Here is a 16,349-nt window from a genome sequence, read left to right as displayed (position 1 = left end):
CGGAAATCGGGTCGGCCCCGGTCGCCGGGGCGCCGTACACTGGGCGGAGCGAAAAGCGTGGATGGGGACGAGTAGCGGCGTGAGCAGCCCAGAGCGACCCGGGGACGGTGTGAGCCCGGGGGCGAGCGCGACGTGAAGATCACCCCGGAGCCGCCGGAAGAACGCCCCAGCACGGAGCCAGGGGCCGGTAGAACCGGCATCGCGACCCCAATGAGGGGGCTCGTCGGAGCGAACGGCGCACCGGTGAGCCAAGGAGGGTGGTACCGCGGGAGCGCGCCGCACACGGCGTGGACAGCTCAAAGGCTCTCGTCCCTCCGACGGAAGGCAGCACATCCGCCGGAGGAAGCTCGTTGAATACGCAGCCGCAGTACCGCCAGGTGCCCGCGCAGGTCGACCTGACCGCCCTCGAGCACGCCGTGCTCGACTTCTGGCGCGAGCAGAAGATCTTCGCCAAGAGCCTGGAGCAGTCCGAGGGACGCCCCGAATGGGTGTTCTACGAGGGCCCGCCGACCGCCAACGGCATGCCGGGCGCCCACCACATCGAGGCACGCGTCTTCAAGGACGTCTTCCCCCGCTTCCGCACCATGCGCGGCTACCACGTGGCCCGCAAGGCCGGCTGGGACTGCCACGGCCTCCCGGTGGAGTTGGCGGTCGAGAAGGAGCTCGGCTTCAGCGGCAAGAAGGACATCGAGGCGTACGGCATCGCCGAGTTCAACGACAAGTGCCGCGAGTCCGTGCTCCGCCACACCGACGCGTTCTCCGAGCTGACGACCCGCATGGGCTACTGGGTCGACCTCGACGAGGCGTACGTCACCATGGAGCCCGAGTACATCGAGTCCGTCTGGTGGTCGCTGAAGGAGATCTTCAACAAGGGCCTGCTGGTCCAGGACCACCGGGTCGCCCCCTGGTGCCCGCGCTGCGGCACGGGCCTGTCGGACCACGAGCTGGCCCAGGGCTACGAGACGGTCGTCGACCCCTCCGTCTTCGTCCGCTTCCCGCTCACCTCCGGTCCGCTCGCCGGCCAGGCCTCGCTCCTGGTGTGGACGACGACCCCGTGGACGCTGGTGTCCAACACCGCGGTCGCCGCGCACCCCGACGTGACGTATGTGGTCGCGACGAACGGCGAAGAGAAGCTCGTCGTCGCCGAACCGCTCGTCGGCAAGGCGCTCGGCGAAGGCTGGGAGACCGCGGGCGAGACCTTCACCGGCGCCGAGATGGAGCACTGGACGTACCAACGCCCCTTCGAACTCGTGGAGTTCACGGAGCCGGCGCACTACGTGGTCAACGCCGAGTACGTCACCACCGAGGACGGCACGGGTCTGGTCCACCAGTCCCCCGCCTTCGGTGAGGACGACCTGAGGGTCTGCCGGTCCTACGGCCTGCCGGTGGTCAACCCCGTCCGCCCGGACGGCACGTTCGAGGAGGACGTCCCGCTGGTCGGCGGCGTCTTCTTCAAGAAGGCGGACGAGAAGCTCACCGAGGACCTCGGCGACCGCGGCCTGCTCTTCGAGCACGTGCCGTACGAGCACAGCTACCCGCACTGCTGGCGCTGCCACACCGCGCTGCTGTACTACGCGCAGCCGTCCTGGTACATCCGCACCACCGCGATCAAGGACCGGCTGCTCGAGGAGAACGAGAAGACGAACTGGTTCCCTTCGAGCGTCAAGCACGGCCGGTACGGCGACTGGCTGAACAACAACATCGACTGGGCGCTGTCCCGCAACCGCTACTGGGGCACCCCGCTGCCCATCTGGCGCTGCGAGGACGGCCACCTCACCTGTGTCGGCTCCCGCGCGGAGCTGACCGGGCTGACCGGCACCGACCAGTCGGAGCTCGACCCGCACCGCCCGTTCATCGACGAGGTCACCTTCCCGTGCCCGCAGTGCGAGAAGACGGCCACGCGCGTGCCCGAGGTCATCGACGCCTGGTACGACTCGGGTTCGATGCCGTTCGCGCAGTGGGGCTACCCGTACAAGAACAAGGAGCTGTTCGAGAGCCGGTACCCGGCGCAGTTCATCTCGGAGGCGATCGACCAGACCCGCGGCTGGTTCTACACGCTGATGGCGGTCGGCACCCTGGTCTTCGACAAGTCGTCGTACGAGAACGTCGTGTGCCTCGGTCACATCCTCGCCGAGGACGGCCGGAAGATGTCCAAGCACCTGGGCAACATCCTCCAGCCGATCCCGCTCATGGACCAGCACGGCGCGGACGCGGTGCGCTGGTTCATGGCTGCCGGCGGCTCGCCGTGGGCGGCCCGCCGGGTGGGCCACGGCACCATCCAGGAGGTCGTCCGCAAGACGCTGCTGACCTACTGGAACACGGTCGCGTTCCAGGCCCTGTACGCCCGTACGTCCGCCTGGGCGCCCACCGCGGCCGACCCGGCCCCGGCCGACCGCCCGCTGCTCGACCGCTGGCTGCTCAGTGAGCTGCACGCGCTGACCGACCAGGTCACTCAGGCCCTGGAGGCGTACGACACCCAGCGCGCCGGCAAGCTGCTGTCGGCGTTCGTCGACGACCTGTCGAACTGGTACGTCCGCCGCTCGCGCCGCCGGTTCTGGCAGGGCGACAAGGCCGCGCTGCGCACGCTGCACGAGGTGCTGGAGACGGTGACCAGGCTGATGGCGCCGATCACCCCGTTCATCACCGAGCGGGTCTGGCAGGACCTGGTCGTGCCGGTGACCCCGGGCGCCCCGGAGTCGGTGCACCTGGCCACCTGGCCGGAGGCGGACCTGCCCGCGATCGACCCGGAGCTGTCGAAGCAGATGGTGCTGGTGCGCCGCCTGGTGGAGCTGGGCCGTGCCACGCGCGCGGAGTCGGGCGTCAAGACCCGCCAGCCGCTGTCCCGGGCGCTGGTCGCGGCGGTCGGCTTCGAGTCCCTGGACCGGGAGCTGCACACGCAGATCACGGAAGAGCTGAACGTCTCCTCCCTGGCGTCGCTGAGCGAGGTCGGCGGGTCCCTGGTGGACACCACCGCCAAGGCCAACTTCCGTGCGCTGGGCAAGCGGTTCGGCAAGCGGGTGCAGGACGTCGCCAAGGCCATCGCGGGCGCGGACGCGGCAGCGCTGTCGCTGGCGCTGCGCGAGGGCACGGCGTCGGTGGAGGTCGACGGCGAGACGGTGACGCTCGCGCCGGACGAGGTCATCATCACCGAGACCCCGCGCGAGGGCTGGTCGGTGGCGTCCGACTCCGGCGCCACGGTCGCCCTGGACCTGGAGATCACGGAGGAACTGCGCCGTGCCGGCCTGGCCCGGGACGCTATCCGGCTGATCCAGGAGGCCCGCAAGAACAGCGGCCTCGACGTGGCCGACCGGATCGCGCTGCGCTGGACCGCGACGGACCCGGCGACCATCGCCGCCCTGAGCGAGCACGCGTCGCTGATCGCCGAGGAGGTCCTGGCGACGGACTTCGCCCAGGGCGAGGCGGACACCACCTACGGCGACGCCTTCACCGACGAGGGCCTGTCCCTGGTCTTCCGCCTCCGCAAGGCATGACCCACCGGGGGACGACGCCCGAGGGCGCCCGTCCCCCGTCCCGGCGGGGAGCCCGCCCGGCCACGAACCGGCGGACTCCCCGCACGGCTTGACGGGGCGCAGCCCCTGGGTGGGGCAGCGGGCGCGCGACCCCGGCATACGAGAACGGCCCCGGAGGGATGTCCCTCCGGGGCCGTTCTCTCAGGCTGCCGACGCCTAGTCACCAGAACCCTTCAGGGTTCCCTCAGTTGTCGTCCTCGTCGATCAGGAAGCCGCGCATGGGCGAGGGTGCCTGACCCATCGGGGCCGGTCCCTGCGGACGCACCGGGGCCATCGGCTGGGTCATCGCCGGGGCCATCTGCTGCTGACCGCCGTAGGACGGACCGGACGGGCCGGGCCCACCGCCCATCGGCTGGCCGCCGCCGTACGACGGAGCGCTCGCGCCGGCCGGGGCCATGGAGGGCGCCGGGGACGGCGGGAGGGACGGGGCCGCAGGCGTGCGCGGCGGGGCGAGGGAGTCGTCGGCCTGGGTCTCCAGCTGACGCAGCTGCGACTCCAGGTACGACTTCAGGCGCGTGCGGTACTCGCGCTCGAAGCCGCGCAGGTCCTCGACCTTGCGCTCCAGCGTGGCGCGGGCGGACTCCAGGGAGCCCATCGCGACGCGGTGCTTCTCCTGCGCGTCCCGCTCCAGGGCGTCGGCCTTGGCACGGGCGTCACGCTCCAGACCCTCGGCACGCGAACGCGCCTCGCCGACGATCTTGTTGGCCTCGGACCGGGCCTCGGCGATCGCCTGGTCGGCGGTCTGCTGGGCCAGCGACAGGACGCGCGCGGCGCTGTCGCCACCGGGACCCTGACCCATCGGGCCGGGGCCGCCCATGGGACCGGGACCCTGACCCATCGGACCGGGACCCTGACCCATCGGACCGGGGCCGCCGCCCATCGGGCCGGGACCCATCTGGCCCTGCATCTGGCCCTGCATCTGACCCTGCATCTGACCCTGCATCGGACCCTGGCCCATCGGACCCTGGCCCATCGGTCCAGGACCCATCTGCCCGGGGCCGGGGCCGGGACCCTGGGGGCCCTGGCCGCCCGGGCCGGCGGGCAGCTGCGGAGCACCGCTGGGCAGCTGGGGCGGGCCACCCATGGGGCCGCCCATCTGCTGCTGCGGCGGGCCCGATATCCCGGCGGGAACCGGAGCGCCCGGCCCTCGCATGCCCTGCTGCTGAGGATGCGGTGGTTGCTGGTCCTCCGGAGGCTTGCGCATGTTCTGCTGGTTCTGGGCAGCAGCGCGCGTGGCCGCGGCCAGTTTGGCGCGCAGGTCCTCGTTCTCGCGGAGCAGTCGGGTCAGCTCGGCTTCGACCTCGTCGAGGAAGGCATCGACCTCGTCCTCGTCATAGCCTTCTCGGAGGCGGACGGTCGTGAACTGCTTGTTCCGCACGTCCTCGGGGGTCAACGGCATCTCTTCACCTCAACGTAGTCATCGGCAGTCGGCAAGACCGTATCGTCCACAGTCACCTCGCGAGGTTCCCCACGATGGAGATCAGGATGTAGACGATGATCATCAGTACGAAGAAGGACAGGTCGAGCGCCACGCCCCCGAGACGCAGCGGCGGAATGAACCGCCGCAGAAGCTTCAGCGGTGGATCGGTGACAGTGTAGGTGGCCTCCAGAACGACCACCATCGCCTTGCCGGGTTGCCATGAGCGGGCGAACTGGAACACATAGTCCATGACCAGCCGAAAGATCAGCACGATGAGGAACACCATCAGCGCGATGTAAAGAACCTCCATGGCCACACGCATGATCGGTGCTTCCCTCTCCCCTGTTCCGTGCCAGTTCTACGGTGTTGCGTCTCAGCTCTGGTTGAAGAACCCGCCCTCTGCGATGCGGGCCTTGTCCTCCGCCGTGACATCGACGTTAGCAGGCGACAACAGGAACACCTTCTGCGTCACCCGCTCGATACTGCCGTGAAGACCAAACACCAAACCGGCGGCAAAGTCGACAAGTCGCTTCGCGTCTGTGTCATCCATCTCAGTCAGATTCATGATCACCGGGGTGCCCTCACGGAAGTGTTCCCCGATGGTACGGGCCTCGTTGTAGGTCCGGGGGTGAAGTGTGGTGATCCGGTACGGCTCTCGTTCCGACACGACCTTGGGCATGATCACCGGTGCGTTCTTCTCCAGGCTTGCGCGGTCTTGTGTGATGGACGCCACGGGCGCGATGCGCGCCGGACGCCCGGATTCCGCCGGGAGCGAAGCGGAATGCGACACCGGTTCGCGGGGCGCCGGAGGCTGCACCACTCGCACCGGTTCATCCCTTTGGGGCTGATGCACCCCATGCGACTGGTGCGGTGGGTCGTGCCGTCGGCGGTCCCGCTCGGGTTCCGGGTCCAGCTCGGGTTCAAAGTCGTCATCGGGGTCGAATCCCCGGCCGTCGTACCCATCGTCCTCCACGAGGCCGAGGTAGACCGCCATCTTGCGCATCGCGCCGGCCATGCTCTGAGTCCTCCGCTCTGTGGTGGATCCGCTGACGACCGCCAAGTGCCCGCGATCCACAAGGTCGTTGCGCCCCGCTGGGCGATATTGACCATATTTTCTGCTGTGGTCCGACTTCTTGGCGACGTTACCCGAGCCTGGGGCGGACTCCGAGTACCGCGCTGCCGACGCGCACATGTGTCGCACCGGCGGCCACGGCCTGCTCGAGGTCCCCACTCATCCCTGCCGAGACCATGGTGGCAGCCGGATGGGCCGCGCGCAGGTCGGTCGACAAATCCATGAGGCGCTCGAACGCGGCCTGTTGCCGGCCGGCGTACTCCCCGGTCAGCGGGGCGACGGTCATCAGCCCGTCGAGCCGCAGCGCTTCGGAGCGGGCGACGAGGTCGGCCAACTCTTCGATTCCGCCGGGCCCGACGCCTCCCCGCTCCCCGCGTCCGACCCCTCCCACCGCAGGTTCCCCCGCGTCCAGCGCCACCTGGATGAGGCAGCCGACCTCGCGCTCCGCCCGCACGGCCTCCCTGGAGAGCGCGGTGACGAGCCGGGAACGGTCGATCGACTGTACGACATCGGCGTAACCGACCACGGATCGCACTTTATTGGTCTGAAGTTGACCAACAAAATGCCACGTCAGGGGCAAATCCGCACATTCGGCGGCCTTGGGTGCCGCCTCCTGGTCCCGGTTCTCGGCGGTGTGGCGCACGCCGAGTTCCGACAGGATCCGCACATCCGAGGCCGGGTACGTCTTGGTGACCACGATGAGGGTCACCTCCTCCCGCGCCCGGCCCGCGGCCGCGCACGCGGCGGCGATACGCCGCTCCACCTTCGCCAGGTTCGCGGCGAGTTCGTTCCTACGGTCCGTCATGCCCCATCAGTCCAGCCATACATAGCCCGCGAGCCGACCGGTGGTGCGGTCGCGGCGGTACGAGAAGTGATCACCCGATTCCCGCGTGCACACCGGCGACTGCTCCCGGTCGTGCACCCCGAGGCGCTCGAGTTGCGCGTGCACGCCGGCGCCCACATCGACGGCCGGTGTACCCCAACTCGTCTCGGAATGCGCCGCCGGCTCGACGGCGGCCACCTCGGCGCGCATCGCCTCCGGCACCTCGTAGCACCGGCCGCACACGGCGGGTCCGGTGCGGGCGGTGATGCGGTCGGGCCGGGCGCCGAGCGACTCCATCGCGTCGACCGCGGCCGGAACGACGCCCTTGACCATGCCGGGCCGCCCGGCGTGGACCGCGGCGACCACACCGGCGACCGGGTCGGCGAGCAGCACCGGAACGCAGTCGGCGGTGAGCACGGCGAGGGCGAGCCCGCGGGTCGCGGTCACCAGACCGTCGACCGGCGGGGTGAGCCGCGTGGTCCACGGCCCGTCGACCTCGGCGACGTCGTTGCCGTGCACCTGGTTCATCCAGACGACCCGGTCCGGGTCGAGTCCGAGGGACTTGGCGGCCAGTTCGCGGTTGGCGCGTACCGCGCCGGGGTCGTCGCCGACCGCGCCGCCGAGATTGAGCTCCTCGAACGGAACGGCGCTCACCCCGCCCCACCGGTCGGTGAAGGCGAAGTGCGCGCCGTTCACGGTGTCGTGCCGACCTATCACTTGAGGAAGTCCGGTACGTCCAGCTCCTCGGCCGCGCTGTCGGAGTAGCTGCGCGGCGACGGCGTGATGGGCGGGGTCACGGGCGGCAGGTCCTGCACCGGCTCGGGGGCCACGGGCTCCGGCTCCTCCTTCGGCGTCACGCTGCCGAGCGAACCGAAGGTCGGGCGGCTCTCGGGCTGGCGCACCGGGGTCGGCTCCTCGCGGCGGGCCGGGGGCGGGGTGGAGGACGAGCCGAGGACGTTGTCCCGCCGGGCCGGAGGCTGGCCGCCGTCGAAGCCGGCCGCGATCACGGTGACCCGGACCTCGTCGCCGAGGGCGTCGTCGATGACCGCGCCGAAGATGATGTTGGCCTCGGGGTGCGCCGCCTCGCTGACCAGCTGGGCGGCCTCGTTGATCTCGAACAGACCGAGGTCCGAGCCGCCGGAGATGGACAGGAGCACGCCCCGGGCGCCGTCGATGGAGGCCTCGAGGAGCGGGGAGGAGATCGCCATCTCGGCCGCGGCCACCGCGCGGTCGTCACCGCGGGCCGAGCCGATGCCCATGAGCGCCGAGCCGGCCTCGGACATGACCGACTTGACGTCGGCGAAGTCGAGGTTGATCAGGCCGGGGGTGGTGATCAGGTCGGTGATGCCCTGTACACCGGACAGCAGCACCTGGTCCGCGGACTTGAACGCGTCGAGCACACTGACCTGGCGGTCCGAGATGGACAGCAGCCGGTCGTTGGGGATGACGATGAGGGTGTCGACCTCTTCGCGGAGCTCGGCGATACCGTCCTCGGCCTGGTTCGCCCGGCGCCGCCCCTCGAAGGTGAACGGGCGCGTGACCACGCCGATGGTGAGGGCACCCAGCGAGCGCGCGATGTTGGCCACGACGGGCGCGCCGCCGGTACCGGTGCCGCCGCCCTCACCGGCCGTCACGAAGACCATGTCGGCCCCCTTGAGGACCTCCTCGATCTCCTCACGGTGGTCCTCGGCGGCCTTGCGGCCGACTGCCGGGTTGGCCCCGGCGCCGAGTCCGCGCGTGAGTTCGCGGCCGACATCGAGCTTGACGTCGGCGTCGCTCATCAACAGCGCCTGCGCGTCGGTGTTGATGGCGATGAACTCGACGCCCTTGAGACCGACCTCGATCATCCGGTTGATGGCATTGACACCACCGCCGCCGACACCGATGACTTTGATGACTGCGAGGTAGTTCTGCGGTGCTGCCACGTCGAAGGCCTCTCGCCTCGAGTTACGTGTCGCCGCCTCGCGGTCCTGCCGCGATCCGACGACTGATGCCGAATGGGACGGTCCGAACGCCGACCCGAACCCTAACCCTGAAGTTTAGGGTTACCAGTGTGTCTGTTCCCTGAAGTCTTCGGAACAGGACACTAAGTCGACAAGTGGCGCCCGTTCAACGAACACGCCGAACCTCCCGTTTTTCTTTTCACCCTATGTGATCAGCCATAGCGGCGCTCAACCAGGGTGTTGGCCTGCGCTGATGTGCGTCAACTCCCCGATGACGCCGGGGCGGTGGGGACCCGGACGTCGAAGTGCCGCGCGCCGGGCGCCGCTTTCATCAGCGCGGTCAGGGTGCGGGCCTTCAGCCGGCCGTTCTCGCCGCTGCCCCAGGAGACGGTGCGGCCGCCGCTCAACTCCAGTGAGATGTCGTCGTAGGTACGGACCTTGACGACCCGGGTCTCACGGGCGACCGCGGCGGGAATCCGCCCGGCGACCGCGACGGCCTCGCGCACCAGCCGGGCCTCGCCGAAGCGCCGCAGGCTCGCGGCGGCCGTACTCGAGCGGGAAAGCGACAATTCCAGCAGGGGCACGCCTTTCGGCGCCTGTGAAACGGTGGCGAACCGGACACCCTTCGCGTCCACTTCGACGAACTTTCCGCCCTTTTCCTCCACCATGACCGGAGTGCGCTCGACGACTTTCAACCCGATTCCGTGCGGCCACGAGCGCACCACGTCAACCGAGTCAATTCGGGGCAATTCACGGCGCAGCCGGGTCTCGACCGCATCGGTGTCGACGGAAATCAGCTGCGTTCCGAGCCGCACCCTGGCGACCGCGCTTACCTGAGCGGGCGTCAGAACCGTGGTACCTGAGACGGATACGTGCTCCACGCGCGTCCACTGCGAGCCGTACAGCACCCACAGGGAGCCGGCGCCCAGGCAGGTCAGGGCCACCGAAAGGATGACGATCGTACGAGGGCTCATCCGTCTCAGCCGGTGGATCAGAGGCGGGCCGGACGACGACTCCTGCTGACGTTCACCGCGCTCCGCGGTCGCCGGTCCGGCCACGCTCTCAAGCCCTTTCGTGCATACGGTCCTAACGGTGCGAGGCGATGGCCTCGTACACCATGCCGACGAGCAGCTCGTCGGCGTCCCGGCGGCCGAACTCCCCGGCGGCGCGGGACATCTGGTACAGCCGGTGCGGATCGGCGAGCACGGGCAGGACGTTCTGCTGCACCCACTCGGGGGTGAGTTCCGCGTCGTCGACCAGCAGTCCGCCGCCGGCCTTGACCACCGGCTGGGCGTTCAGCCGCTGTTCACCGTTGCCGATGGGCAGCGGGACGTAGGCGGCCGGGAGCCCGACGGCGGAGAGTTCGGCGACGGTCATCGCGCCGGCGCGGCACAGCATCATGTCGGCCGCGGCGTACGCGAGGTCCATCCGGTCAAGGTAACTTACCGGGATGTAGGGCGGCATTCCCGGCATCTGCTGCACCTGGGGCAGTTCGTTCTTCGGGCCGACCACGTGCAGGATCTGGATGCCCGCCTGCTGCATCCAGGGCGCGACCTGCTGGACCACCTCGTTGAGCCGGCGGGCGCCCTGGGAGCCGCCGGAGACCAGCAGCGTGGGCAGGTTCGGGTCGAGCCCGAACGCCGCACGGGCCTCGGGGCGCACGGCCGCCCGGTCCAGGGTGGCGATGGCGCGGCGCAGCGGGATACCGATGTAACGGGCGCCGCGCAGCTTGCTGTCGGGCGTGGAGACGGCGACCTGCGCGGCGTACCGCGAACCGATCTTGTTGGCCAGGCCCGGGCGGGCGTTGGCCTCGTGGATGACGATGGGCACACCGAGCCGCTTGGCGGCCAGGTAGCCGGGCAGGGCGACGTAGCCGCCGAATCCGACCACGGCGTCCGCCTTGGTGCGCTCCAGGACCTGCTCGGCCGCCTTGATCGTGCCGCGCAGCCGGCCCGGGACGGTGATCAGCTCGGGGGTGGGCTTGCGCGGCAGCGGCACCGCCGGGATGAGCGCGAGCTCGTAGCCCCGCTCGGGGACGAGCCGGGTCTCCAGGCCGCGCTCCGTGCCCAGGGCCGTGATCCCCACGGTCGGGTCCTGCCTGCGCAGGGCGTCCGCGAGGGCGAGCGCGGGCTCGATGTGGCCCGCGGTACCTCCGCCGGCGAGTACGACATGCACCGAAATTCACCGCTCTCCGGACGGACGCGCCGCCGAGGCACGCCGTCGCATCGTGTTCCATCTCCGAGGCTCGCGACCGGATCCGCGGTCGGATCTCCGGCCGGGCGCGGAGCCTCCTGCCCGCTTTCTACCAAAGCGAGGTTGCCGCATGGCAAGCGCCGCCCGCGCAGCGGGCTCGTCACGCGCGAAGGCGATCAGCAGCCCGATGGCGAACATGGTCGGCAGCAGGGCGGATCCTCCGTAGGAGAACAGCGGGAGCGGGACGCCGGCGATCGGCAGCAGACCGAGCACCGCACCGATGTTGATCACCGCCTGCGCGGTGATCCAGGTGGTCACGCCTCCCGCGGCGTACCTCACGAAGGGGTCCTCCGTGCCTCCGGCCACGCGGATGCCCGCATAGCCTAGAGCGGCGAACAGGGCGAGCACCGACAGCGTCCCCCCGAGGCCCAGTTCCTCGCCGGTGACGGCGAAGATGAAGTCGGTGTGGGCTTCGGGGAGTTGGCCCCATTTCTCCACGCTTGCACCGAGTCCCGAACCGAACAGTCCGCCGGAGGCCAGGGCGTAGATGCCGTGCACCGCCTGCCAGCACTTGGTCGCGTCGCTGGAGCCGACGCAGGCGAACCGGCCGAGGCGGTTGGGGCTCATCTGGATCAGCAGGAAGCCGATCACGCCGGCGAACGACAGCACCCCCACGAAGAGCCGGGTGGGCGCCCCTGCCAGCCAGAGCAGGCCGAACAGGATCGCGGTGAGGATGATCGCGGTCCCCATGTCGCCGCCGAGCATGATCAGCCCGAGCAGCATGAAGGCGACCGGGACGAGCGGCACCAGCATGTGCTTCCACTGGGTCAGCAGCCGCTTGTCCTGTTTGCGCGCGATCAGGTCGGCGCCCCACAGCACCAGTGCCAGCTTGCCGATCTCGCTGGGCTGGATCTGGAAGGAGCCGCCGAGCGAGATCCAGTTCTGGTTGCCGTTGACCGCCATCCCTATCCCCGGCACCTGCACCAGCGCCATCAGGGCCACCGCGCCCGCCAGGATCGGGTAGGCCAGCGCCCGGTGCAGTCTGACCGGCATCCGGGCGGCGAGCAGCAGCAGCCCGGCGCCGATCGCGGCCGCGAGCAGCTGCTTGCGGAAGAAGTAGGAGCCCGGCAGTGCCTTCTGCAGCGCGGTGATCTGGGAGGCCGAGTAGACCATCACCAGACCCAGCACGGTGAGCAGCAGACTGGCGCCGAGGATCAGGTAGTAGGCGGTCAGCGGCCGGTCCCAGGCCCGGCGCGCGCGATCGATCAGGCTCCCCGCGGGGCGCCGGCCGGGGGTCCGGTCGGCCGTCGGGCGCTTGACGGTCCGCTGCACGGGCGGGCGACCGGTACGACTGCTGCCGGGGCTACCGGGCATCGGGTCCTCCGCTGTACGTCGGCCGCGCAAGTCCGCCTCGGCTCACGGGTCCCACGCCTCCCTCCCGAGGTCGGCCGGCAGCGGGGGCGGCCGGGATCAGGCGCCGAGTCCGGATACGGCCTCCGCGAACGCCTCGCCGCGCCTGTTGTAGTTGGCGAACATGTCCATGGAGGCGCAGGCCGGGGCCAGCAGTACCGTGTCGCCGGGCCGTGCGAGCCGCCGCGCCTCCTGGACGGCCTGGAGCATCGCCCCAGTGTCGGTCCGGTCGAGGTCGACGACGGGTACCTCCGGGGCGTGTCGCGCGAGGGCGTCACGGATGAGCGCGCGATCGGCTCCGATGAGGACGGCGCCGCGCAGCCGCTTCGCCGAGTTCGCGACGAGCTCGTCGAAGGTCGCGCCCTTCGCCAGACCGCCCGCGATCCACACGATCGACTCGTACGCCGCCAACGAGGCCTGAGCCGCGTGGGTGTTGGTGGCCTTGGAGTCGTCGACGTAGGCCACGCCGTCCACGTCGGCCACGTGCGCGATGCGGTGGGCGTCCGGGGTGAAGGCCCGCAGGCCGTCCCGGACGGCCTGCGCCGGGACGCCGAAGGCGCGTGCCAGGGCCGCCGCGGCGAGGGCGTTGGCGATGTTGTGGGGGGCGGGCGGGTGGACGTCGGAGACCTCGGCCAGCTCCTGGGCGTTCTTGTGCCGGTTCTCGACGAAGGCGCGGTCGACGAGGATGCCGTCCACGACGCCGAGTTGGGAGGGGCCGGGCGTGCCGAGCGTGAACCCGACGGCGCGGCAGCCCTCCTCGACGTCCGCCTCGCGCACCAGGTCCTCGGTGGCCTTGTCGGCGGCGTTGTAGACGCAGGCGACGCGGTTGCCCTCGTAGATACGGCCCTTGTCGGCGGCGTAGGCCTCCATGGAGCCGTGCCAGTCGAGGTGGTCGGGGGCGAGGTTGAGGACGGCGGCGGAGTGGGCGCGCAGCGAGGGCGCCCAGTGCAGCTGGTAGCTCGACAGCTCCACCGCCAGGACGTCGTAGCGCTCCTCGCCGAGGACGGCGTCCAGCAGGGAGACGCCGATGTTGCCGACGGCCGCCGTGCGCAGGCCCGCCGCCTCGAGGATGGAGGCGAGCATCTGCACGGTGGTGGTCTTGCCGTTGGTGCCGGTCACGGCGAGCCACGGGGCTGCTTTTCTGCCGTCCCGGCCGCGCAGCCGCCAGGCGAGTTCGACGTCCCCCCAGACGGGTACGCCGGCCTGCCCGGCGGCGCGGAAGAGCGGCTTGTCCGGCCGCCAGCCGGGCGCGGTGACGATCAGCTCGGTGCCCTCCGGCAGGGTGTCCCCGTCACCGAGGCGCACGGTCACACCGAGCGCCTCCAGCTCTGCCGCCTGGGTCCGGGCGCGCTCGTCGTCGCCGTCGTTGACGACGGTGACGTCCGCGCCGAGACCATGCAGGACCTTGGCCGCCGGGACACCGGAGACGCCGAGTCCCGCGACGGTGACGTTCTTACCCTGCCAGTCGGTCACTTGTCCGCTGCCCATCCCGCATAGAAGAGGCCCAGTCCGACAATCACACAAATGCCTTGGATGATCCAGAAACGGACCACGACAAGCACTTCGGACCAGCCTTTGAGTTCGAAGTGGTGCTGGAGCGGTGCCATCCGGAAGACCCGCTTCCCGGTGAGCCGGAAGGAGCCGACCTGGATGACCACCGACATGGTGATGAGCACGAACAGACCGCCGAGCAGCGCGAGCAGCAGCTCGGTGCGGGAGCAGATCGCCAGGCCCGCGAGCACACCGCCGAGCGCGAGCGAACCGGTGTCGCCCATGAAGATCTTGGCCGGCGAGGTGTTCCACCACAGGAAGCCGAGGCAGGCGCCCATCAGCGCGGAGGCCACGACCGCGAGGTCGAGCGGGTCGCGCACCTCGTAGCAGGCGTTGGGGTTGGTCAGGGTCTGCGCGTTGGCGCAGGACTCCTGGAACTGCCACACGCCGATGAAGGTGTAGGCGCCGAAGACGAGCACGGAGGCACCGGTGGCCAGACCGTCCAGACCGTCGGTGAGGTTCACGCCGTTCGACATCGCGAGGATCATGAACAGCGCCCAGATCACGAACAGCACCGGGCCGATCGTCCAGCCGAAGTCCGTGATGAACGACAGCTTCGTGGAGGCGGGGGTGTTGCCGCGGTTGTCGGAGAACTGCAGTGCGAGCACCGCGAAGGCGATGCCGACGATCAGCTGGCCGGCCATCTTCGCCTTGGCGCGCAGACCCAGCGAACGGCGCTTGACGATCTTGATGTAGTCGTCGAGGAAGCCGACCAGGCCCATGCCGATCATCAGGCCGAGCACCAGCAGACCGGAGTAGGTCGGGCTGTAGCCGGTGATCACCTTGGACAGGAAGTAGGCGGCGACCGTGGCCAGGATGAAGGCGATGCCGCCCATGGTCGGCGTACCGCGCTTGCTGGCGTGCTCGCGCGGTCCGTCGTCGCGGATGTACTGGCCATAGCCCTTGCGGGCCAGGAGCTTGATCAGCAGCGGGGTGCCGACCAGCGTCAGGAAGAGGCCAATGACTCCCGCGAACAGGATCTGCTTCATCATCGGGCTGCGACCTCGCCCTCGGTACCGGTCTCGAGCAGCGCCTGGGCGACACTCTCCAGGCCGACCGAACGGGACGCCTTCACGAGGACGACGTCCCCCGGGCGCAACTCGCTGCGCAACAGGTCGATCGCCGCCTGTGCGTCGGACACGTGCACCGACTCCTCACCCCACGAACCCTCGTTATATGCGCCCAGTTGCAGCCAGGACGCTTCCCTGCCCCCGACCGCGACGAGCTTGCTGACGTTGAGCCGGACGGCGAGCCGTCCGACCGCGTCGTGCTCGGCTAGCGCCTCGTCCCCGAGCTCGGCCATCTTGCCGAGCACCGCCCAGGTCCGCCGTCCCCCGCCCATGGCCACGAGCGCGCGCAGCGCGGCCCGCATGGACTCGGGGTTGGCGTTGTAGGCGTCGTTGACGACCGTTACGCCGTCCGGGCGCTCGGTGACCTCCATCCGCCAGCGGGAGAGGGAGCCCGCCTCGGAGAGCGCGGTGGCGATCTCAGTTGCGGACATGCCCAGCTCATGGGCGACGGCGGCCGCGGCGAGCGCGTTCGACACGTGATGCTCACCGTACAGGCGCATCGTCACATCGCTTGCACCGGAGGGTGTGTGAAGCCTGAAGGCGGGCTGCCCGCTGTCCGTGAGTCTCACGTTCTCGGCGCGTACGTCCGCTTCGCCGGACTCTCCGAAAAGGATCACCTTCGCCTTCGTACGGGAGGCCATGGCCCGTACCAATGGGTCGTCGGCGTTGAGGATCGCGGTTCCGCCGTCCTCGGCGGCCGGCAGGCTCTCCACCAACTCGCCCTTCGCCTGGGCGATCTGCTCACGGCCGCCGAACTCGCCGATGTGGGCGGTGCCGACGTTGAGCACCAGGCCGACCTTCGGCGGGGTCAGTTCGGTCAGGTAGCGGATGTGGCCGATGCCGCGGGCGCCCATCTCCAGCACGAGGAACCTCGTCTCCTCGGTGGCGCTCAGCGCGGTCAGCGGCAGCCCGATCTCGTTGTTGAGGGAGCCGGGCGTGAACACGGTCGGCGCCTTGCGTCGCAGCACCTGGGCGATGAGGTCCTTGGTGCTCGTCTTGCCCGCTGAGCCGGTGAGGGCGACGAGGGTCGCGCCCAGCCGCTCGACGACGTGACGGGCGAGGGCGCCGAGCGCCGCCTGCACGTCCTCGACGACGATCGCGGGCACGCCGACCGGGCGGGACGCCAGCACGGCGACCGCGCCCGTCTCGACGACGGCCGCGGCGAAGTCGTGGCCGTCCACGCGCTCGCCGACGAAGGCGACGAAGAGGCTGCCGGGCACCACCTCGCGGGAGTCCCGGACCACGGGCCCGGTGACCTCCGCGGACGGATCCGGTATGTCGTACGTCTGCCCGCCGACGACTGCTGCGATCTCGGCGAGGGAGAGGGCGATCACAAG

The 16,349-nt window shown here is 70.2% G+C and carries 13 protein-coding genes; 1 reads left to right on the top strand and 12 read right to left on the bottom strand.

Going from position 1 to position 16,349, the window contains the following annotated elements; all coding sequences use genetic code 11:
- Positions 1-350 precede the first annotated feature (350 nt).
- A complete protein-coding gene (gene ileS, locus ACFY3J_RS02920; RefSeq protein ID WP_384180244.1) occupies positions 351-3,491 on the top strand; it encodes an isoleucine--tRNA ligase in 3,141 nt (1,046 codons plus the stop codon).
- A gap of 223 nt (positions 3,492-3,714) precedes the next feature.
- On the opposite strand, the gene ACFY3J_RS02915 is transcribed toward ileS, so the two are convergent.
- The 12 genes from ACFY3J_RS02915 to murF form a co-directional block, all read right to left on the bottom strand.
- The gene (locus tag ACFY3J_RS02915) at positions 3,715-4,929 is read right to left on the bottom strand and encodes a DivIVA domain-containing protein (RefSeq protein ID WP_384180242.1); all 1,215 of its coding nucleotides are present in this window, start codon (positions 4,927-4,929) and stop codon (positions 3,715-3,717) included.
- 52 nt (positions 4,930-4,981) lie between these two features.
- The gene (locus ACFY3J_RS02910) at positions 4,982-5,272 is read right to left on the bottom strand and encodes a YggT family protein (protein ID WP_361423815.1); all 291 of its coding nucleotides are present in this window, start codon (positions 5,270-5,272) and stop codon (positions 4,982-4,984) included.
- A gap of 51 nt (positions 5,273-5,323) precedes the next feature.
- On the bottom strand, positions 5,324-5,965 hold the full coding sequence (locus ACFY3J_RS02905; RefSeq protein ID WP_384080746.1) for a cell division protein SepF: 642 nt from the start codon (positions 5,963-5,965) through the stop codon (positions 5,324-5,326).
- Positions 5,966-6,092: 127 nt separating this feature from the next.
- The gene (locus tag ACFY3J_RS02900) at positions 6,093-6,827 is read right to left on the bottom strand and encodes a YggS family pyridoxal phosphate-dependent enzyme (RefSeq protein ID WP_384180240.1); all 735 of its coding nucleotides are present in this window, start codon (positions 6,825-6,827) and stop codon (positions 6,093-6,095) included.
- A gap of 6 nt (positions 6,828-6,833) precedes the next feature.
- Positions 6,834-7,562 (bottom strand): peptidoglycan editing factor PgeF, encoded by a 729-nt coding sequence (gene pgeF, locus ACFY3J_RS02895; protein ID WP_384180238.1) that lies wholly within the window; start codon positions 7,560-7,562, stop codon positions 6,834-6,836.
- On the bottom strand, positions 7,559-8,770 hold the full coding sequence (ftsZ, locus tag ACFY3J_RS02890; RefSeq protein WP_384180236.1) for a cell division protein FtsZ: 1,212 nt from the start codon (positions 8,768-8,770) through the stop codon (positions 7,559-7,561). The genes pgeF and ftsZ overlap by 4 nt, the downstream gene beginning before the upstream one ends.
- A gap of 278 nt (positions 8,771-9,048) precedes the next feature.
- Positions 9,049-9,846 carry a cell division protein FtsQ/DivIB gene (locus tag ACFY3J_RS02885; protein WP_390840020.1) on the bottom strand — a complete coding sequence of 266 codons (798 nt, stop codon included), beginning with the start codon at positions 9,844-9,846 and terminating at the stop codon, positions 9,049-9,051.
- A 28-nt stretch (positions 9,847-9,874) separates the two neighbouring features.
- Complete coding sequence (murG, locus tag ACFY3J_RS02880; RefSeq protein ID WP_384180232.1) at positions 9,875-10,963, bottom strand: undecaprenyldiphospho-muramoylpentapeptide beta-N-acetylglucosaminyltransferase; 1,089 nt, start codon at positions 10,961-10,963, stop codon at positions 9,875-9,877.
- Between the two features lie 6 nt (positions 10,964-10,969).
- A complete protein-coding gene (gene ftsW / locus ACFY3J_RS02875) occupies positions 10,970-12,355 on the bottom strand; it encodes a putative lipid II flippase FtsW (RefSeq protein WP_384180230.1) in 1,386 nt (461 codons plus the stop codon).
- 96 nt (positions 12,356-12,451) lie between these two features.
- Positions 12,452-13,879, bottom strand: a complete 1,428-nt coding sequence (gene murD / locus ACFY3J_RS02870; RefSeq protein ID WP_384180228.1) for a UDP-N-acetylmuramoyl-L-alanine--D-glutamate ligase — start codon at positions 13,877-13,879, stop codon at positions 12,452-12,454.
- Complete coding sequence (gene mraY, locus ACFY3J_RS02865) at positions 13,861-14,931, bottom strand: phospho-N-acetylmuramoyl-pentapeptide-transferase (RefSeq protein ID WP_384180503.1); 1,071 nt, start codon at positions 14,929-14,931, stop codon at positions 13,861-13,863. Before mraY ends, murD begins: the two co-directional genes overlap by 19 nt.
- A complete protein-coding gene (murF, locus tag ACFY3J_RS02860; RefSeq protein WP_384180226.1) occupies positions 14,931-16,346 on the bottom strand; it encodes a UDP-N-acetylmuramoyl-tripeptide--D-alanyl-D-alanine ligase in 1,416 nt (471 codons plus the stop codon). The genes mraY and murF overlap by 1 nt, the downstream gene beginning before the upstream one ends.
- Positions 16,347-16,349 lie beyond the last annotated feature (3 nt).

Origin of the sequence: Streptomyces sp. NPDC001231 (assembly GCF_042896885.1) — a bacterium.
Classification (GTDB): domain Bacteria; phylum Actinomycetota; class Actinomycetes; order Streptomycetales; family Streptomycetaceae; genus Streptomyces.
The sequence above is the reverse complement of the archived record's forward strand: the minus strand, read 5'-3'. Positions and strand labels throughout refer to the sequence as shown.